General features: G+C 63.4%; 21 protein-coding genes. 16 read left to right on the forward strand and 5 right to left on the reverse strand.

Annotation, left to right across the window (positions count from 1 at the left end):
• Window position 1: 1 nt before the first annotated feature.
• The 4 genes from DT603_RS10440 to DT603_RS10455 all read left to right on the forward strand — a co-directional run bounded on the left by DT603_RS10440 (window position 2) and on the right by DT603_RS10455 (window position 3382).
• Entirely contained in the window at window positions 2-1270 is a 1269-nt protein-coding gene (locus tag DT603_RS10440; protein ID WP_162349821.1) for a cytochrome b, read from the forward strand.
• 52 nt (window positions 1271-1322) lie between these two features.
• The gene (locus tag DT603_RS10445) at window positions 1323-2021 is read left to right on the forward strand and encodes a cytochrome c1 (RefSeq protein ID WP_425500958.1); all 699 of its coding nucleotides are present in this window, start codon (window positions 1323-1325) and stop codon (window positions 2019-2021) included.
• A 155-nt stretch (window positions 2022-2176) separates the two neighbouring features.
• Window positions 2177-2812: a glutathione S-transferase N-terminal domain-containing protein gene (locus DT603_RS10450; RefSeq protein WP_162349823.1), complete on the forward strand. Its 636-nt coding sequence runs from the start codon at window positions 2177-2179 to the stop codon at window positions 2810-2812.
• 126 nt (window positions 2813-2938) lie between these two features.
• Window positions 2939-3382 carry a ClpXP protease specificity-enhancing factor gene (locus DT603_RS10455; RefSeq protein WP_162349824.1) on the forward strand — a complete coding sequence of 148 codons (444 nt, stop codon included), beginning with the start codon at window positions 2939-2941 and terminating at the stop codon, window positions 3380-3382.
• A 112-nt stretch (window positions 3383-3494) separates the two neighbouring features.
• Here DT603_RS10455 and DT603_RS10460 read toward each other — a convergent pair whose 3' ends face one another.
• From DT603_RS10460 to DT603_RS10470, 3 genes are read right to left on the reverse strand one after another with little or no spacing between them, the layout of a single operon-like run.
• Window positions 3495-3821: a DUF3301 domain-containing protein gene (locus tag DT603_RS10460; protein WP_162349825.1), complete on the reverse strand. Its 327-nt coding sequence runs from the start codon at window positions 3819-3821 to the stop codon at window positions 3495-3497.
• A gap of 6 nt (window positions 3822-3827) precedes the next feature.
• Window positions 3828-4682 (reverse strand): carboxylating nicotinate-nucleotide diphosphorylase, encoded by an 855-nt coding sequence (nadC, locus tag DT603_RS10465; protein WP_162349826.1) that lies wholly within the window; start codon window positions 4680-4682, stop codon window positions 3828-3830.
• Window positions 4682-4948 carry a Trm112 family protein gene (locus DT603_RS10470; RefSeq protein ID WP_162349827.1) on the reverse strand — a complete coding sequence of 89 codons (267 nt, stop codon included), beginning with the start codon at window positions 4946-4948 and terminating at the stop codon, window positions 4682-4684. Before DT603_RS10470 ends, nadC begins: the two co-directional genes overlap by 1 nt.
• Window positions 4949-5040: 92 nt before the next feature.
• Here DT603_RS10470 and purE point away from each other — a divergent pair, with 92 nt between their 5' ends.
• A complete protein-coding gene (gene purE / locus DT603_RS10475; RefSeq protein WP_162349828.1) occupies window positions 5041-5568 on the forward strand; it encodes a 5-(carboxyamino)imidazole ribonucleotide mutase in 528 nt (175 codons plus the stop codon).
• Window positions 5568-6707 (forward strand): 5-(carboxyamino)imidazole ribonucleotide synthase, encoded by a 1140-nt coding sequence (locus DT603_RS10480; protein ID WP_162349829.1) that lies wholly within the window; start codon window positions 5568-5570, stop codon window positions 6705-6707. The genes purE and DT603_RS10480 overlap by 1 nt, the downstream gene beginning before the upstream one ends.
• 56 nt (window positions 6708-6763) lie before the next feature.
• Here the strand turns inward: DT603_RS10480 and DT603_RS10485 are convergent, their stop codons facing one another.
• Both DT603_RS10485 and DT603_RS10490 read right to left on the reverse strand, forming a co-directional pair.
• Complete coding sequence (locus DT603_RS10485; protein ID WP_162349830.1) at window positions 6764-7195, reverse strand: hypothetical protein; 432 nt, start codon at window positions 7193-7195, stop codon at window positions 6764-6766.
• Window positions 7196-7398: 203 nt separating this feature from the next.
• Entirely contained in the window at window positions 7399-7986 is a 588-nt protein-coding gene (locus DT603_RS10490; RefSeq protein ID WP_162349831.1) for a superoxide dismutase, read from the reverse strand.
• Window positions 7987-8106: 120 nt separating this feature from the next.
• On the opposite strand from DT603_RS10490, the gene grxD reads away from it, so the two are divergent.
• From grxD to DT603_RS10540, 10 genes are all read left to right on the forward strand, one after another.
• Window positions 8107-8427 carry a Grx4 family monothiol glutaredoxin gene (grxD, locus tag DT603_RS10495; protein WP_162349832.1) on the forward strand — a complete coding sequence of 107 codons (321 nt, stop codon included), beginning with the start codon at window positions 8107-8109 and terminating at the stop codon, window positions 8425-8427.
• Window positions 8424-9170: an SDR family NAD(P)-dependent oxidoreductase gene (locus DT603_RS10500; protein WP_162349833.1), complete on the forward strand. Its 747-nt coding sequence runs from the start codon at window positions 8424-8426 to the stop codon at window positions 9168-9170. The genes grxD and DT603_RS10500 overlap by 4 nt, the downstream gene beginning before the upstream one ends.
• A complete protein-coding gene (locus DT603_RS10505; protein ID WP_162349834.1) occupies window positions 9167-9766 on the forward strand; it encodes a YhgN family NAAT transporter in 600 nt (199 codons plus the stop codon). The genes DT603_RS10500 and DT603_RS10505 overlap by 4 nt, the downstream gene beginning before the upstream one ends.
• A gap of 258 nt (window positions 9767-10024) precedes the next feature.
• Window positions 10025-13243, forward strand: coding sequence for a TonB-dependent receptor (locus DT603_RS10510; protein ID WP_162349928.1), 3219 nt, complete (start codon window positions 10025-10027; stop codon window positions 13241-13243).
• Window positions 13244-13346: 103 nt separating this feature from the next.
• Window positions 13347-14735, forward strand: coding sequence for a nucleotide 5'-monophosphate nucleosidase PpnN (gene ppnN, locus DT603_RS10515; protein WP_162349835.1), 1389 nt, complete (start codon window positions 13347-13349; stop codon window positions 14733-14735).
• A 113-nt stretch (window positions 14736-14848) separates the two neighbouring features.
• Complete coding sequence (locus tag DT603_RS10520) at window positions 14849-15892, forward strand: sensor histidine kinase (protein ID WP_162349836.1); 1044 nt, start codon at window positions 14849-14851, stop codon at window positions 15890-15892.
• A gap of 136 nt (window positions 15893-16028) precedes the next feature.
• On the forward strand, window positions 16029-16562 hold the full coding sequence (locus tag DT603_RS10525) for a GspH/FimT family pseudopilin (protein ID WP_162349837.1): 534 nt from the start codon (window positions 16029-16031) through the stop codon (window positions 16560-16562).
• Window positions 16562-17050 carry a type IV pilus modification protein PilV gene (pilV, locus tag DT603_RS10530; RefSeq protein ID WP_246191765.1) on the forward strand — a complete coding sequence of 163 codons (489 nt, stop codon included), beginning with the start codon at window positions 16562-16564 and terminating at the stop codon, window positions 17048-17050. Before DT603_RS10525 ends, pilV begins: the two co-directional genes overlap by 1 nt.
• Window positions 17051-17070: 20 nt before the next feature.
• Window positions 17071-18213: a PilW family protein gene (locus tag DT603_RS10535; protein WP_162349930.1), complete on the forward strand. Its 1143-nt coding sequence runs from the start codon at window positions 17071-17073 to the stop codon at window positions 18211-18213.
• The gene (locus DT603_RS10540; RefSeq protein ID WP_246191753.1) at window positions 18210-18740 is read left to right on the forward strand and encodes a pilus assembly PilX family protein; all 531 of its coding nucleotides are present in this window, start codon (window positions 18210-18212) and stop codon (window positions 18738-18740) included. The genes DT603_RS10535 and DT603_RS10540 overlap by 4 nt, the downstream gene beginning before the upstream one ends.
• Window positions 18741-18743 lie beyond the last annotated feature (3 nt).

Here is an 18743-nt window from a genome sequence, read left to right on the forward strand (position 1 = left end):
CATGGCCAACAACATCATCACCCGCACCGCGGGCAACGTAGTGGAATGGTTCAACGCGCGAACCCCCGGCCTGTTGCCGGTCTATCGCAAGCACATGACCGAGTACTACGCGCCGAAGAACTTCAATTTCTGGTACTACATGGGCTCGCTGGCCATGCTGGTGCTGGTCAACCAGATCGTCACCGGCATCTTCCTGACGATGCACTTCAAGCCGTCGGCGGCCGAAGCCTTTTCGTCGGTCGAATACATCATGCGCGACGTCGAGTGGGGCTGGCTGATCCGCTACATGCACAGCACCGGCGCCTCGCTGTTCTTCATTGTCGTGTACCTGCACATGTTCCGCGGCCTGATCTACGGCAGCTACCAGAAACCGCGCGAGCTGGTCTGGATCCTGGGCATGCTGATCTACCTGGTGCTGATGGCCGAAGCCTTCATGGGCTACGTGCTGCCGTGGGGCCAGATGTCTTTCTGGGGCGCCAAGGTCATCATCTCGCTGTTCGGCGCCATCCCGGTGATCGGCAATGGGCTGACCGAATGGATCATGGGCGACTACCTGCCCGGCGATGCCACCCTCAACCGCTTCTTCGCCCTGCACGTGATTGCACTGCCGCTGGTGTTGCTGTTGCTGGTCGTGCTGCACCTGGGCGCGTTGCATGAGGTGGGTTCGAACAATCCCGAAGGCGTCGACGTCAAGCATGGTCCCAAGGGCAACCGCTGGTCGCCGACGGCGCCCAAGGACGGCATTCCCTTCCACCCCTACTACACGGTCAAGGACCTGGTCGGTGTCGGCTTCCTGCTGATCATCGCCGCATTCATCATCTTCTTCATTCCGGCGGTGGGTGGCTGGTTCCTGGAGCACGACAACTTCACCGAAGCCAACCGGCTGGTGACCCCGGCGCACATCAAGCCGGTCTGGTACTACACGCCTTACTACGCGATGTTGCGCGTGATTCCGCAGAAGCTGATCGGCGTCATCGTGATGTTCTCCGCCATTGCCGTCCTGTTCCTGGTGCCATGGCTGGACCGCGGCAAGGTCAAGTCGATCAAGTTCCGCGGCCTGGCCTACAAGATCGCCATTGGAATCTTCGCATTCAGCTTCATCTACCTGGGCAAGATCGGCGCAGGGCCGGGTACCGATCCGGTCGAGACCATCGTGGGTCGCGTGCTGACCGTGCTGTATTTTGGCTTCTTCATCTTCCTGTGGGTCTACACATACTTTGGTTTCGAGAAAACCAAGCCGGTGCCGGAACGGGTGACGACGCATGACTAAGAACCTGATTTCGCGCAAGCTCGCCGCGCGCCTGGCCGTGTTCCTCGGCGCAATGCTGCTGACACTGTCGGTGTCCGCGGCCGAAGGTGGCGACACGCTGCAGGCCGGCAACGACCTCAGCGACCGGGCCTCGCTGCAGCGTGGCGCACAGCTGTACATGAACAACTGCTCCGGCTGCCATTCGCTCAAGTACCTGCGCTATTCGCGCATGGCCGAGGACCTGGGCCTGACCGAGGAAGAGGTGATGACCAACCTCAACTTCACCGGTGCCAAGTTCGGCGAACAGATCCTGGTGTCCATGCCGCATGATCCGGCCACCAAGTGGTTCGGCAAGATGCCGCCCGACCTGAGCCTGATTGCACGCGTCCGCGGCAGCGACTGGATCTACACGTACCTGAAGTCGTTCTACCTGGACGAAAGCCGTCCGGTGGGCTGGAACAACAAGCTGTTCCCGAATGCATCCATGCCCAATCCGTTGTGGCAGATGCAGGGAATGCAGCACGCGGAACTGAGCGAGCCGGATGCAGTCGGCGAACGCCACGTCGAGGGACTGACGCTGGCACAGCCGGGCAGCCAGACCCCCGCACAGTTCGACCAGACCGCGCGTGACATCACCAACTTCCTCGAGTATGCCGGCGAACCTGCCGCCCTGAAGCGCCAGAGCATGGGTGTGTGGGTGATCCTGTTCCTGGTGGCGTTGACTTTCCTGGCCTTCCTGCTCAAGCAGGAATACTGGAAGGACGTCCACTAAGCGGATTTTCCAGCCGATTCGTGGCGGTGCGCGAATCAATGGGGCGGGCCGGAACACGGCCCGGCTGGAACATTCCTACTCGAGGCCGTGGCGACCGTCAGCAAAGGGCTGCCGGCGTCGATGCGACCGGCGGTTCCGGTCGTTCGGAGAGCCAGATGGCTGCGAGTCCTCGTATGCGAAATACCTTGACCCTGTTTTCTTCTGTTGACGACGTGCTTTGCCATCGCGTGCGACTGGTGCTGGCGGCCAAGGGCGTGACTTACGATCTGGTGCCGGTGGATGCGCAGAATCCGCCTGAAGACCTGATCGACCTCAATCCCTACCATTCCGTGCCCACGCTGGTGGAGCGCGACCTGGTGCTGTATGCCGCCTCGGTGGTCAGTGAATATCTGGACGAGCGCTACCCGCATCCGCCCTTGATGCCGGTCGACCCGTTGTCGCGGGCGCGCCTGCGCCTGGCGATGCTGCGCCTGGAACACGACTGGGTGCCCCAGGTACAGGCCATCCAGATGGGCAACAAGGCCCAGGCTGAGGCCGGGCGCAAGCGACTGAAGGAACTGCTGACTGCTTCGGTGCCGCTGTTCAAGGCCTACAAGTTCTTCCTGAATCCGGAAATGAGCCTGGCCGACTGCGCCATGGCGCCAATTATCTGGCGCCTGCCTTCGCTGGACATCCCGCTGCCCAAGGACGGCAAGGCCATCGAGGACTACGGCAACCGCATCTTCCGCAATCCCGGGTTCGTGCGCAGCCTGACCGACCAGGAAAAGCGCCTGCGCGAGATCCCGGCCTGATCAGTCGGGGGTGAAGCGGCGGCGTCGCTGCTGGAAATGGTGAAGACAAGCACATTGCTTTACCCTTCCCGGGCGGCGCAGCCGGCGACTTCCCGGTTCGCGAAGCGGACGACCTGACCTCAAACGATGACCGATGAAACACCACGCATGACCAGCCATCGTCCGTACCTGTTGCGGGCGCTGTCCGAGTGGATTGCCGACAACGACATGACGCCGCACCTGCTGGTCGATGCCACGCATGCCGGAGTGCAGGTGCCTCCCAGCTCGGTGAAGGAAGGCAAGGTGGTGCTGAATATCGCCGAGCGCGCGGTGGTGCGGCTGCAGATCGACAACAGCTCGGTCAGCTTCAGTGCGCGCTTTGGCGGGGTCAGCTATCCCGTCATGGTGCCGATTTCCGCCGTGCTTGCCATCTACGCGCGGGAAACCGGGCAGGGCATGGCGCTGCCCGACGAGATTGGTGGTGCCACCACCGGCCCAGGGGATGACGATGAGCCACCTTCGCCCGCAACACCCTCCGACGAAGGCGCGGGCAGGCCTGCGAAACGCCCGCACCTGCGCGTCGTGAAGTAATACCGCCCCGCACGCAGGAACGGGCCTTGCCCGCGATGCTTGCGGGCTGCTGCTTCTCTACCCAAAGGCATCGTGGGCCGGACCTGGCCCCTAGGACGCTACGACGCACAGCTCAGTGCAGGTTGATCGGTGCCACGCTCGGCCTGACCGGTCCGACAAAGGACACCAGCCGCTCGCCCCGCAGGACCATGCGACCCACATGGCGGTCGACGCCATCGTAGGAGTATTCGAAGCGGAAGTTGCGTTCGAAGCCCAGGCGACCATCCTCGCCGCGCCGGACGCGGATGCCCGAGGCGTGCACGGATTCGTCCAGCCACAGCACCTCGGCAGCGGAACACGCATTGCGCCCCAGTTGCTTGGCGTGTTCGGCAGCCGCGCGCGCGGCGTTCCAGTAGGCGAACAGCGCCGCCCCGGCGATCATCAGGATAATCAGGGTCATCGGCGGTCAGCGCGGCGCAGGGCCGAGTTTCAGCGACAGGTCGATGGCGTGCACGTGCTTGGTCAATCCGCCAACCGAGATGAAATCCACGCCGTCCTCGGCGATGCCGCGCAGTGTTTCCAGGCTGACTCCGCCGGAAACCTCCAGCGGAATGCGCCCGGCGGCGATGCGTACGGCGGCCCGACGCATGGCAACGTCGAAATCGTCGATCAGGATGCGGTCGCATCCGGCGGCAAGTGCTTCCTCCAACTGCGCCAGGCTTTCCACTTCCACCACCAGCGGCAACGCGGGCTGCGCCTGGCGGGCCGCACGTACGGCGGCAGTCAGCGAGCCGGCGGCGCGAACATGGTTTTCCTTCAGCATCACCGTATCGAACAGGCCGATGCGGTGGTTGCTGCCGCCACCGCAGCGCACCGCGTACTTCTGTGCAAGGCGCAGGCCGGGAAGGGTCTTGCGCGTGTCGAGGATTCGGGTGCCCGTGCCTTCCACAACTTTCACATAGGCGGCAGTCGTGGTTGCCGTTCCCGAAAGTGTCTGCATGAAGTTGAGGCTGGCCCGTTCCGCGCTGACCAGCGCGCGAGCGCGGCCGGACAGCGTGGCCAGCACGGTGCCCGCCGGCACGCGGTCGCCTTCCTGCACGCGCCAGTCGATCACCACCGCAGGATCCAGCGCGCGGTGGCATGCATCGAACCACGGCCGCCCCGCGACCACGGCGTCTTCCTTGCAGAGGAGGTAGGCAACATCGGCGACGTCAGGCAACAGCGCAGCGGTTACGTCGCCCGTGCCCAGGTCTTCGGCCAGCGCGCGAGCCACGTCATCGGCAACCACGTGCGCGGGAGGCGGCGAAAGGTCGCGTGGCATCAGCCGGGAAATCCTTCCACCTGGGCCGTGGCAATGGCTTCCTCGGCCAGCAGAACCGGAATTCCATCATCCACCCGATAGATCGTCTTGCGATCGCGGGTCAGCAAGGCCTCACGCAGGGTGTCGGTCTGCGCGGTGTCATCGGCGCGCTTGACCCCGCCTGCGGCAATGCCCCTATTCAATGCTTCAAGACCCGGCGCATCAAGCAGGGCCAGCGGCTGGCGCGTGACAGGGCAACACAGCAGGTCGAGCAGTTTGCGGTCCATGGGGTCGTCGTCGGGCTTTGAAGATGACCTAGAATAAGCCTTTGCGAACCCAGGCTGTGAATGGCCTGCCCTTTTTTCCAGAGAGGATGGCAATGACCGCCACAGCCCCAAGCCCGTTGGTCGGCATCGTCATGGGGTCCCGTTCCGACTGGGAAACCATGCAGCACGCCGCGCAGAAGCTCGATGCGCTAGGTGTTCCCTACGAAGTAAAAGTGGTCTCGGCGCATCGCACACCGGACGTGCTGTTCTCCTATGCACAAAACGCGGCTTCCCGCGGCTTGCGCGCAATCATCGCCGGTGCCGGTGGCGCCGCGCACCTGCCGGGAATGCTGGCCGCCAAGACCGCCGTGCCGGTGTTAGGCGTGCCGGTGCAGTCCAAAGCCCTCAATGGCATGGACTCGTTGCTGTCCATCGTGCAGATGCCCGCGGGCATCCCGGTCGCCACGTTTGCCATTGGCAATGCCGGTGCCGCCAACGCCGCGTTGTTCGCGGCTGCCCTGCTTGCGCCGGGTCATGCCGGCATCGCCAGCGCACTTGAAGCATTCCGTAGCAGGCAAAGCGACGAGGTGACTGCCAACGATGACCCGCGCCTGCCGATCGCAAGTTCCGGATCGGCCTGATGACCACCGTCGGTATTCTGGGCGGCGGGCAGCTGGCCCGCATGCTCGCGCTTTCCGGTGCACCGCTCGGGCTGCGGTTCCTGGTCATGGACACCGAGGCCGATGCCTGTGCCGGCCAGTGCGCGCCGCTGCTGGTGGGCGACTACCGTGACGAAAGCGCGCTGGCCGAGTTCGCCTCACGCGTAGACGTGGCCACGTTCGATTTCGAGAACGTACCGGCGGAAAGTGCGGAGTGGCTGGCCGCCCGCGTGCCCGTATTCCCCAACCCGCGTGCACTGGCACTGGCCCAGGACAGGCTGGTCGAGAAGAACCTGTTTCGCAGCCTGGCCATCCCGGTCGGCGATTACGCCGCGGTTGCCACGCGCGATGAGCTTGAAACCGAGGTGGCCCGGATCGGCGGCGCCTGCATACTCAAGACGCGCCGCATGGGCTACGACGGCAAGGGTCAGTTCCGGATCAGGTCCGTAGCCGATGTGGAAGCAGCCTGGCAGGCGCTCGGTTCCCAGGCAGCTACCGTCGGGTTGATCGTCGAAGCCTTCATCCCGTTCCAGCGCGAGCTCTCGGTGGTGGCGGTGCGTGGACGCGATGGCGAATTCCGCAGCTGGCCCCTGACCGAGAACTGGCACGTCGACGGTGTGCTGTCGGCAAGCCTTGCGCCGGCGATCGTCGATGACGCGCTGGCAGAGCAGGCGTTCGCCCATGCACGTCGCCTCGCCGATGCGCTGGATTACGTGGGCGTGTTCGCGCTGGAGCTTTTCTGCCGCGACGGACAATGGCTGGCGAACGAGATGGCCCCGCGGGTCCACAACTCAGGGCACTGGACCATCGAAGGTTCCGAGACGTCGCAGTTCGAGAACCACATCCGCGCGGTGCTCGGCTTGCCGCTGGGGGACACTCGCATGCTCGGCCATGCCTGCATGCTGAACTGGATTGGCGAGGTCCCCGATCGCACGGCCGTGCTGTCGCAGCCTACGGGCCACTGGCACGACTACGGCAAATTGCCGCGTTCAGGGCGCAAGGTCGGACACGCCACGCTGCGCGCCGAAACCACGACCGAACTCGCCACCCAGGTCGGGCAAGTGGGCGACCTGCTGGCCCGCCAATCGCAGGTTTCGCCTATCGTCCAGGCGTTGCGATAGCGACGCCGTGCATCCAGGTGGAATGGCCGGTTTCCCGGCCATTCCGTTGCCAGGACTCAGCGGCAGCGACCGTATCGGTCTGGAGAGGCGCCCGGCCCGCCGCGAGCACCGGGAGGATTCTCCCAGTTGGTGCCGCGTCCGCCGATCGGTCCCGGGGGATTGTTGTCAAAGTCCAGCCAGCAGCGGCGCGCCTGGTTCCATAACCCGTATCTCGGGTGCCAGTAGCCAAAACCGGGGTTGTAGTAATAGCCATTGCGGCCGGCAGTGAACTTGTAGCGCTTGCCGGCATGGCGATAGTAGCGATAGTCCGGCGAAGTGCCCGGGCCACCCCTCCAGCCGGGGGGATTTTCCCAGTTGGTGCCCGGGCCGCCCGCGGGGCCGGGCGGGTTGTTGTCGCGGTCATGCCTGGTGTTGCGGGCCAGCGCCGTGCCGCTGAAAAGCGTAGCCGCCACCAATGTTGAAACCATCAGCCATCGGGAAGTGTTCATCGCGTTCTCCTGGTTGGTCGGGTCCTGCGTTTGCGGTAACCCGGCAGGAGCGAATGCGTTGACACAGGCAACTGGATGGTTTGGTCTGGATTGGGCATCGGGCGTGCCCGGGCTGGGGATGATTCCGTGGATTGACAGCGCGCACCGGGCCAATGAAAAAGCCGGGACATGCCCGGCTTTTCCTGGTTCGCGCCGTGAAGCTATCAGCGCAGGTTGGCGGCCACGAAATCCCAGTTCACCAGCGCCCAGAACGATTCCACGTACTTCGGCCGCGCATTGCGGTAATCGATGTAGTACGCGTGTTCCCACACGTCGATGGTCAGCAGCGGCTTGTCATCGCCGGTCAGCGGGGTGGCGGCATTGGAGGTGCTGACCAGGGCCAGCGAGCCATCGGGACGCTGCACCAGCCAACCCCAGCCCGAGCCGAAGGTGCCGATCGCGGTCTTGGTGAACTCTTCCTTGAACTTGGCGAAATCGCCAAAGGCCTGGTTGATCAGCTCGCCCAGCTTGCCGCCGGGTTCGCCGCCGCCACCGTCAGCGGCCGGCTTCAGGCCGTTCCAGTAGAAGGTGTGGTTCCAGACCTGTGCGGCATTGTTGAACATGCCGCCCTGCGACTTGCGGATGATCTCTTCCAGCGGCAGATCGGCGAACTCGGTGCCCTCGATCAGCTTGTTGAGGTTGTCCACGTAGGTCTTGTGGTGCTTGCCGTAATGGAAGTCGATGGTTTCGCCGGAAATGTGCGGTTCCAGCGCGGTACGGTCGTACGGGAGCGGGGGAAGTTCAATGGCCATGGCTTTTCCTTTTGCAATGCTGGGCAGGGATTGTTCGGCGCGACGGCGGGGCCGTGCGAAGGCTTACAATGGGAGTCTACCCGACCGCGGTTTGCACGCCGTCAAAGCAGGAGAAGCGCAATGCCGGTGATGGAACGAATCCAGGCCGAACTCGACAGCCATCCCATCGTGCTCTTCATGAAAGGCACGCCGGAGTTTCCCATGTGCGGATTCTCCAGCCGCGCCATGCAGGCGCTGACCCTGGCCGGTGCCGGCAAGGTCCATACCGTCAATGTGCTGGAAGAGCCGGAGATTCGCGCCAACCTGCCGCGCTTCTCCAACTGGCCCACGTTTCCGCAACTCTTCATCCATGGGGAGTTGATCGGCGGCTGCGACATCACCCTGGAGCTGTTCGAGTCCGGCGAGCTGGAGCGCATCGTTTCAGAGGCGCTGGTTCCGTGAGCCTGATTGGATTGCCGACCCGGGAAACCGGGGCGTTGCAGGGGCGGGTGGTCCTTGTCAGTGGCGCGCAGGGTGGCCTGGGCAGCGCGGCGGCACAGGCCTGCGCCAGTGCCGGGGCCACGGTGGTGCTGCTGGGGCGCAAGCCAGCCAAGTTGAACCGCATCTACGATGCCTGCGCGAAGCTGGGTCCCGAGCCCTTGCTGTATCCGCTGGACCTCGAAGGTGCGGCGCCCGACGACTATGCCGAGCTGGCCGATCGGCTGCAGCGTGAGCTGGGACGCCTGGATGGCTTGCTGCACTGCGCGGCCGAGTTTCGCGGGCTCACCCCGCTGGAGCACACCGACCCGGCGAATTTCGCCCGGGCCGTACACGTCAACCTGACTGCGCCCTGGTGGTTGTCGCAGGCCTGCCTGCCCTTGCTGAAGCAGTCCAGCGACGCCGCGCTGGTGTTCACCGTGGACGACATGAGTCGGGTAGGGCAGGCCTACTGGGGCGGTTACGGCCTGGCCCAGCACGGTCTGGCCGCGATGGTGGGCATGCTGGATGCCGAACTCGCCAATTCCAGCGTGCGCGTGTCGGCGCTGCAGCCCGGTCCAATGCGCACTTCCCTGCGGGCCAGGGCCTATGCCGATGACAAGGATCCGGAGGCGCGCGACCCGGCCGACTACGCGCAGGCCTGCGTGACGCTGCTCTCGCCGGCCGGCCAATCCCAACGCGGCCAGGTCTGGAGCGTGCGCGCGTGACGATCCTGTCGGCGGCATTGCTGCTGTTCCTGATCCTGGATCCGCTGGGCAACATCCCGGTCTTCCTCAGCGTGCTCAAGCCCCTGGCGCCGAAACGCCAGCGCATAGTCCTGGCCCGCGAGCTGCTGATCGCGCTCGGTGTGCTGATGGGCTTCCTGTGGGGCGGCAAGTACGCGCTGGAACTGATGCACCTGCGCCAGGAATCGGTGCAGATCGCCGGTGGCATCGTGCTGTTCCTGATCGGCATCCGCATGATCTTCCCGCGCCCCGAAGGCCTGATGGGCGAGCTCCCGGGCGGCGAACCCTTCATCGTCCCGCTGGCCATCCCGCTGGTGGCGGGCCCTTCGGGCATGGCCGCCGTGATGCTGATGGGCAACGAGGCCGGACGCCTGTGGGACTGGAGCCTGGCCCTGATGATCGCGTGGGGAGCCACCGCGGTGATCCTGTTTTCGGCCACGCTGCTGTATCGCTGGCTGGGGCGCAGTGCGCTGACCGCTTTGGAGCGCCTCATGGGCATGCTGCTGGTTGCCATCTCCGTGCAGATGTTCCTTGATGGAATAGGCACTTACCTGAAACTCTCACCGCCCAGTATCTGATCGCTTCAGGTTCCGCAGCGAAGTTGCCGGATTTTTGACCATGCTGCAACGCAAAAAGCGGTCATCGGGCGGTCACAAATCAGGCCTACCGTGTTAACCTGTTATTAACCTTCGCGGCTTCAGGGCGCAGGCCAAACAGGGACCCCATCACTTCACCGCCAGCACTCCATCCGGAGTGCCTGCGCTTGCCTTATCCAGTTGTTTTCGCCATCGCCAACCCGCACTGAGGCTTACCAAATGAATCAACCCCGTTTCCGGATGTCCAAGCTCGCCCTTGGTCTCGTGGTCGCGCTCGCCGCGGCGCCTTCCTTCGCGCAGAGCACCTCGTCCGGTGTGGGCGGCCTGGTCACCGGCAGTGACGGCGCTCCCGTCGCCGGCGCCGAGGTCACCATCACCCACGTGGAATCGGGCACGGTCAGCCGCGCTACCACTGACGAAAATGGCCGCTACACCGCGCGTGGCCTGCGCGTCGGCGGTCCGTACACGGTCCTGGTTGTAAAGGCCGGTGCTGGCACCGATTCGGAAGAAAACATCTACCTGGGCCTCAATCAGGTCGGTACGGTCAATGCGACCCTGGCAGGCGGCGACGTCGCCACCTTGGAAACCGTGACCGCAATCGGCGTGGCCGGTGGCTCGGAAGTGTTCAGCGCCACCAAGATGGGTTCGGGCACCAACCTCGACCAGGTCACGATCGAAGCCCTGCCTTCCATCGGCGGCAACATCCAGGACTACATGCGCCTGGACCCGCGCGTCGCCTTCGTCGACCGCGCCTCAGGCACCATCTCGGCCGGCGGCCAGAACCCGCGTTACAACTCCATCTCCATTGATGGTGTCTCGGCCAGCGATACATTCGGCCTGGAAGGCAACAACATGACCACGCGCCGCCAGCCGGTCGCGATGGACGCCATCGAGGCGATCGACATCAAGCTGTCCGGCTACGAAGTCAGCACGCCTTCGGCTTCGGGCGCAACCGTCAATGCGGTGACCAAGTCGGGTACCAATGAATTCCACGGCTCGGTCTATGGCACCTACCGTGACGGCGACTGGTTCGGCGACAACCCCGAAGGCCAGCCTTTCGGCGGTTTCACCAAGGAACAGACCTACGGCGTCACCATCGGTGGCCCGGTGGTCAAGGACAAGTTGTTCTTCTTCGCCAACTACGAGAAGTTCGAGCAGAAAGCCCCGGGTGTCGATCTCAGCACCACTGCGCTGGGCAAGCCCAATGCCGTCATCACCGATGCCGACATCAGCCGCGCGCAGCAGATCGCTGACAGCTACGGTTTCAATGCCGGTGGACTGGCCAGCAACGGCGATACCAATCTTGAAGAATATGCGTTGAAGCTGGACTGGAACATCAACGACAACCACCGCGCAAGCCTGCGTTACAGCAAGCTGGTGCAGGACAAGCTGCGCATCCAGGGCATGGCTGCTTCCAGCGTTTCGCTCAGCTCGTACTGGTACCAGCACGAGAAGACCGTCGAAAGCTACGTGGCCCAGGTGTTCAGCGACTGGACCGAGAACTTCTCCACCGAGTTCAAGGCCTCCTACCGCGATTACAGCGCCGTCCGCGTCACCGACAGCACCGCCCCCAGCATCCGTATTTTCTTCGGCGGCAGCCAGGCGTCTCCCAGCGGCGATTCCATCTACCTGGGTACCGAGGCCAACACCCACGGCAACACCCTGCTGACCAAGACCTGGGACTACTACGCGGCCGGTACGCTGACCCTCGGCGACCATGACCTGAAGTTCGGCGCCAATTACAGCGACAACGACATCTACAACTACTTCGGCGCCAACTCCTATGGCACCTATACGTTCTTCGGCCTGAACAACTTCGCCAACGGTGTGTGGAGCAGCTACAACCTCAGCAAGGAGACCTCGCCGGGCTCCATCGCCGCCGAATACGCCAGCACCAACCTCGGCCTGTTCATCCAGGACACCTGGTACGTCAACAACAACCTGACCCTGACCCTGGGCGTCCGCGGCGACCGTCCTGACGCAAGTCCCGCTCCGCAGTACAACGCGGGCGCGTCGGCCTATTTCGGCTATGACAACAGCGAACTTTTCACTGGCGATTTCCTGATCCAGCCGCGCTTCGGCTTCAACTACACCTTCAACAGCGATCGCCCCACCCAGTTGCGTGGTGGCATCGGCCTGTTCCAGGGCGATGCGCCGCAGGTCTGGATCGGCAACAGCTACAACACCACCGGCCTCAACTACGTCTCCTACAACTACCAGTCCTACAACCCGACCGTTCCGTTCGGTCCGGATGGCCTGAACCCCACCGTTCCCGCGGGCCCGGGCGTGCTGCCGACCCAGAACGTCAACTTCGTTGCCAACGACTTCGAGCTGCCGTCCATCTGGAAGGCCAACCTGGCGATCGACCATGAGCTGCCGTGGTACGGCATCGTGGCCTCGGCCGAGTTGCTGCTTACCAACGTCAAGAGCGGCCTGTACTACCAGAGCCTCAACCTGGGCCCGACACCGGTGCCAGGCGCAGGCCCGGTGGCCAACCTGCTCGGCCCGGATGGTCGTGAGCTGTACTGGAACCCGGCCCGTACCGGCCGCGCGTGGGCCTCGGGCGATGCACGCTTCGGCCGTGGCGCTGCCTACAACAACGTGTTCCTGATCGACAACACCGACAAGGGCAAGACCAGGCAGTTCACCGTAAGCCTCGCCAAGCCCTGGACTGCCGACAGCGACTGGTCCTGGAACCTGGGCTACACCTTCACGCGCGCCACCGAAGTCGGCCCGCTGACCAGCTCCACCGCCAGCTCGGGTTGGGGTTACCAGTACGGCTTCAACATCAATGAAGACGTGGAAACCACCGCGCGCTACGAGATCAGGGACCGCTTCTCGGGCTCCTTGAACTGGAAGCACAAGTTCTTCGGTGACAACGAAACCAGCGTGGGCCTGGTCTACGAAGGCCGCAGCGGCCGTCCGTACAGCTATGTCTTCGTCAACGACGCCAACGGCGACACGCGTACCGCCAACGACCTGTTCTACGTGCCCAACGGCCGTGGTGACGTGAAGTTCGGTACGTTGACGGCCGCAGGTGTGTTCACCGCCAACGCCGCGATGGAAAACAACTTCTTCACCTGGTTGGAGGCCCATCCGGAACTGGCGAAGTACGCAGGCGGCATTGCGCCGACCAACGGCTTCCGCGGCAGCTTCGTCAACACCTTCGACGTACGCCTCAGCCAGGAACTGCCCGGCTTCTTCAAGGGCCACAAGTCCGAGATCTGGCTGGACATCCAGAACGTGGGTAATCTGATCAACAAGGATTGGGGCCACATCTACGACTACGGCTTCTTCGCCGACGCCCGCGTCGCCACCCTGCAGGGCATCCACGGCGGCAAGTACGTGTACAGCTACAGCTTCGCCGACGAGCCGACTGTGGCCAACGGCGATGCCGACGGCTTCGACCAGGGCGTTTCGCAGTGGTCGCTGCAGCTGGGCTTCCGCTACAAGTTCTGATTTGCTGCAGGTGCTTGACGAGAACGGCCGGTATATCCGGCCGTTTTCTTTTGTGGGGCGGACTGCGCTACAGTTCCGCCCCACGATGAAGACAAGCACGAGCATGGAAATGACCGAAACGGCAACCCGGGCGCTGCCGGTACAGGACGCGCGGATCTATCCGCGTGGTGGGCTGGACGTGCTGTCGCGCGTTGAAGTGGCGCGGCTCCGCGATGCCTCCAGCGGCGGCATGCACGAATTGCTGCGACGCTGCGCATTGGCGGTATTGACCAGCGGCAGTGCGTCGGACGACCCGCGTGCGGCCCGCGACCTGTATCCCGACTTCGACATCCAGGTGCTGCAGCAGGACCGCGGCGTGCGCATCGACCTGGCTAATGCGCCGGCCATGGCGTTCGTCGACGGTGAAATCATCCGTGGCGTGGCCGAGCTGCTGTTCGCGGTGGTGCGCGACCTGGCGTACACCGCCATCGAGCTGGGCCCCGAGCACGAAGACGAACTGGTTTCCTCCGCAGGCATCACCAACGCGGTGTTCGGCCTGTTGCGCAACGCACGCATCCTGAAGCCGGCCGATCCCAATCTGGTCGTGTGCTGGGGCGGCCATTCCATCTCCCGCGAGGAATACATCTACACCAAGCAGGTCGGCTACGAGCTGGGCCTGCGCGACCTGGACATTTGCACCGGCTGTGGCCCGGGCGCTATGAAGGGCCCGATGAAGGGCGCCACCATCGCCCACGCCAAGCAGCGCCGCCGCACCACGCGTTACATCGGCATCACCGAGCCGGGCATCATCGCCGCCGAATCGCCCAATCCCATCGTCAACCACCTGGTGATCATGCCGGACATCGAGAAGCGTCTCGAAGCGTTCGTGCGTGTCGGCCACGGCATCCTGGTCTTCCCGGGCGGCGTGGGTACGGCCGAGGAAATCCTTTACCTGCTTGGCATCCTGTTGCGGGAAGAAAACGCCGGCCTGCCGTTCCCGCTGATCCTCACCGGCCCGACCATCGCCGCGCCGTATTTCGAACAGATCGACCAGTTCATCCGCCTTACCCTGGGCGAAGCGGCCACGACGCGTTACGAGATCATCACCGGCGATCCCGTCGCGGTGGCCAAAAACATGACCGCCGGCATCAGGAAGGTGCGCGAGTACCGCATCGCCCACAAGGATTCGTTCTTCTTCAACTGGGCCATCGACGTGCCGCTCGAATACCAGCAGCCGTTCGTGCCAACGCACGAAGCCATGGCCGCACTGGACCTGCACCACGGACGCCCCGCCCACGCTTTGGCCGCCGACCTGCGCCGCGCGTTCTCCGGCATCGTCGCCGGCAACGTCAAGGAAGACGGCATGCGCCGCATCGAGGAATTCGGACCTTTCGAGATCCATGGCGACCCCGACATGATGCAGGCACTGGATGCCTTGCTGCGCGCGTTCGTCGAACAGCGGCGGATGAAGATTGCGGGGGAATACAGGCCTTGCTATCGCGTGTTGGCGTAGCGCTGCTGCAGGCTGGGCCACCGCCGTAATTGAGCGCGGCATGCAAGTTGCAGACAGGTCTGCGAGTGGAACTGATGCCGGGTGTATGGAATCCATAGCTCAGGGGGAATCGGATGGTGACTGGCACGGGGGAACCCTGGGTACCTGACTTCTGCCGGCGACCGAGGGTATTGGTCATGCTGGGGATGGCCGAACTGGTCGTGGTGGTGGTGGCCTTGTGGCCGGCGGGCAAGGCCGCGCCGACACTGTCCCAATTCGTTTCAGCCAGCGCCCTCTCGTTGTGGATTGCATTGGCCGTCGCGGTGCTCCTGTGCATGCTGCGCAGGCCATTGTCGCGCCTGCCCCACGCACTGGGCGCGGCAGTCGCGCTGGCGTTGGTTGGTGCAATTGCCTTGTTCGCCGCGGGAGTGGTGTACGCGCTGTACAACACTCTGGGGACGTCAGCCATGAACGTCGGGTTTTGGCGATTCCTATGCGGAAGCGCGGCGATCGCGGTGTTGATGACGGCCCTGTTGCTTCGATACTTCTACGTCATTGATCGTTGGTCGGCGCAGGTGAACGCGAATGCGCGTGCCGAAGCAGACGCATTGCAGGCACGGATTCGACCGCATTTCCTCTTCAACAGCATGAACCTGATAGCTAGCTTAGTGCGTCGCGACCCCGAAGTGGCCGAACGTGCGGTGCTGGATCTGTCCGACCTTTTCAGGGCCGCGCTCGGCGTCAACGACGGAGATTCCAGCCTGTTGGAGGAAGTTGAACTCGCCAAGCGCTACCTGTCCATAGAATCGCTGCGCATGGGGCATCGCTTACAAGTGGAGTGGCGCCTGGGCGATCAGTTGCCGTGGTCGTTGCGCCTGCCCCACCTCATGCTGCAACCTCTGGTGGAAAATGCGGTGCTGCATGGCATATCCCGGCTGCCTGAGGGAGGCAAAGTGGACATCGCGATCTGGACCGATGAAGAGAACCTGCACTTCGGCATCGGCAACCCGACACCACCCCCGCAATTCCCGGGATTGGCGCTACAGCGGGGAACCGGTCATGCCCAGCGCAACATCGCCTATCGATTGAAGTACAAGTTCGGCATGCGCGCCCGGCTGTCGGGCGCTCCGAGCGACGGTGGATACGAGTGTGAGGTGGTGGTGCCCCTGGATAAATGAGCCGGCGCCCACCGGAATGGCAACGCCTGTCGCTCTATCCCGACCGCCTATCCTGAACTGGCTTGCCTGGCACCCGGCCTCGGATAAGGTGCATCCATCCTGGCTGGGGAGCGGATGCTCGATGTCTACGCACCAAATGAAGGGATTCACCCTCCTTGAGCTGATGGTCACGATTGCCATCGCGGCTATCCTGCTGACGATCGCCCTTCCAAGCTTCCAAGCCAGCCTGCGCTCCAACCAAGTCGCCACAACGACCAATGAATTCCTCGGGGCGATATCCCTGGCGCGCAGCGAGGCGATCCGCGGGACCCAGAGCGCAGGCGTATGCGCGAGCGCGGACGGCGCGACTTGTGGAGCAGACTGGAACTTGGGCTGGCTGGTGTGGACTGATGTCGGCAATGTCGGCCTGGGCACCCTGGAGGCCACCGACACCATCGTCCGTTATTCGCAAGGCAGGTCGAAAATGGCGATCAATGCTGGCGGCGTGGGCGCTTTCGTCTTCGATAACCGCGGGCGTATGTCGGCCCGCAATGGCACTGGCGGAGCGATGGGAGGAAACCAGGCCGTTGTGATGCAATCGTATGTGTGTCCGGCAGGCAGCAACCTGGTCAGGACCATGAACGTCAACATGACGGGCCAGGTAACGATGGAACGGAGTGATTGTCCATGATGATCCGCTCAGGCCGAAATATGGCCGGTCGCGGCCGGCAGGCCGGATTCACTCTGATCGAGGTGATGGTGGCCGTATTGGTAATGGCCGTCGGGCTGCTCGGATTTGCGCTTTTGCAGACGATGAGCGTGCGCTATTCGCAAAGCGCGAATCAGCGGACCCATGCCACCAATCTTGCGTACGACATGCTCGATCAGATGCGCAGCAACAGGCTCGGTGCCGTTGAGTACCGTAATGCGACATTCACTGGCGGTACCGACACTGCCTGCACACGCGCTACTGGCACAGTCACCGTCGCCAGCAACATCACGCGATGGCAGTGCCAGGTCCGCGCCGCGCTTGGTGTCGGATCAAGCGCAACAGTCACCTATGCGGGTGGAATTGCCACGGTGACCATTGTCTGGGGAGACCAGCGCTGGGAAAGCAATGCTGCCCGCAGGACTGGCGCATATGAGACCGGCACCCTTACCTTGAGTACCCGCCTGTGAACCGGATATCGCGCAAACACATCCAGGGCCTTTCGCTAATCGAGTTAATGATCGCGTTGCTGATTGGCTTGATCCTGCTGATAGGCTTGGTCCAGGTATTCGGTGCTTCCCGCACTGCTTACCAGTTGTCTGAAGGATTGGCGCGTGTCCAGGAGAATGGCCGTTTCGCCATGGATTATCTGCAGCGCGACATCCGCATGGCGGGCCATTATGGTTGTGTCAATGACCAGGCCCGGCTGCAGACCAACGGCGCGCTGATCTCCCACCTGGCAGCAACCGATAATCCGCTCAATTTTGCTATCTCGATCCAGGGTTATGAGGCGGCCAATTCCGCGCCGACAAACACCGTCAACGTGGCCGGTGCGACGGCCGGGTTCACGCCGGCGCTTCCCGCCTACCTGAGCAACCTGAATCCGGCGCCCCGGGTGGGCAGCGACGTTCTCATGTTGCGCTACTTGGGCGCAAACGGAGTGCCCATCATTGGCGTGGCTGGAAGCCAGGTAACGGTGGATTCCGGAAAGTGGAGCGTGCTCACTGACGAAGGCGTCGCAACCCCGGTGCTCTTTGGTGCTTCCGATTGCTCTTACACGGATGTCTTCCAAGGTTCCACGGTGGCACCCGGCACCGGCGTGGTTACGGCGACTGCGAATGGCTTGAATACCACGGCGACCGATTTCAGCGGGCGCTACACCGCCAGTCCGGCTGGCCAGTCCATGCTTTACCGTGCCAACGCCGTTGCCTACTACGTAGGGGTCAACAACCGCGGTGTCCCCTCCCTGTATCGAGCGCGTTTCTCCTCTACTGCAGGCAGCAACGCAATCACCAATATCACTGAAGAGCTGGTGGAAGGCATCGAGAATCTGCAGCTTTTGTATGGGCAGGATGAATCGACCGACGTCAACAGCCTGAGTGGCAACATCGGCATGCAGAACACCGCAGCTGTGGTAGATCCGGCCGGTGGCGTTACCAATGCAGCCAGCTGGCGTCGAGTGGGTCAGGTCCAGGTGGGTTTGCTCGCACGCAGTCCTGATATTTCCAGCGCACCCGCGCCGGTCGACCCTCGTCGTGCCCTGGGGGTGGTTTACACCGTGCCCGCTGATGGACGCTACCGCAACAGTTATGAAGCAACGATTGCCCTGCGTAATCGTTTGTACGGTCAATGAAGAAGGCGATTTCCATGCAACACAGGCGCATAAATCCGCATTCCGCCGCCTCTCAGCGCGGGGCAGTATTGTACGTCGCCTTGATCATGCTGATCCTGATGGCGCTTATCGGCATCGTAGGCATGCAGGTGGCGGGGCTCCAGGAAAAGATGTCAGCCAACTACCGCAACGTGAATCTGGCCTTCCAGAACAGTGAAGGCAGTGCGCGCATGACAGAGTGCTACATCGAAGCGCAGGTCAACCGCACAGCCAGCGCGTGCACCGCGGCGCCCATAGAGCAGATCTGCGATACCGGGTTTGATGCCACCAACTGGGCCAAGCAGCGCGCCATGGACGACGCAGCCGCCGACCGGGTGCTGGTGCGCTCCATTGGCCAGTGCATTTCCGGCGGCGCCAGTCTGGGCATGGGCAGGGAAGCCGAGAAGGGCGGCGACCCAAACCCGATTTACCAAGTGACAACGTACGCAACCGATTTCGCCAGCAATCCGACGGCCGACGCCGCCATCGACACGATCTTCAGCCCCTGAGAG

Origin of the sequence: Pseudoxanthomonas gei, assembly GCF_010119615.1 — a bacterium.
GTDB lineage: Bacteria > Pseudomonadota > Gammaproteobacteria > Xanthomonadales > Xanthomonadaceae > Pseudoxanthomonas_A > Pseudoxanthomonas_A gei.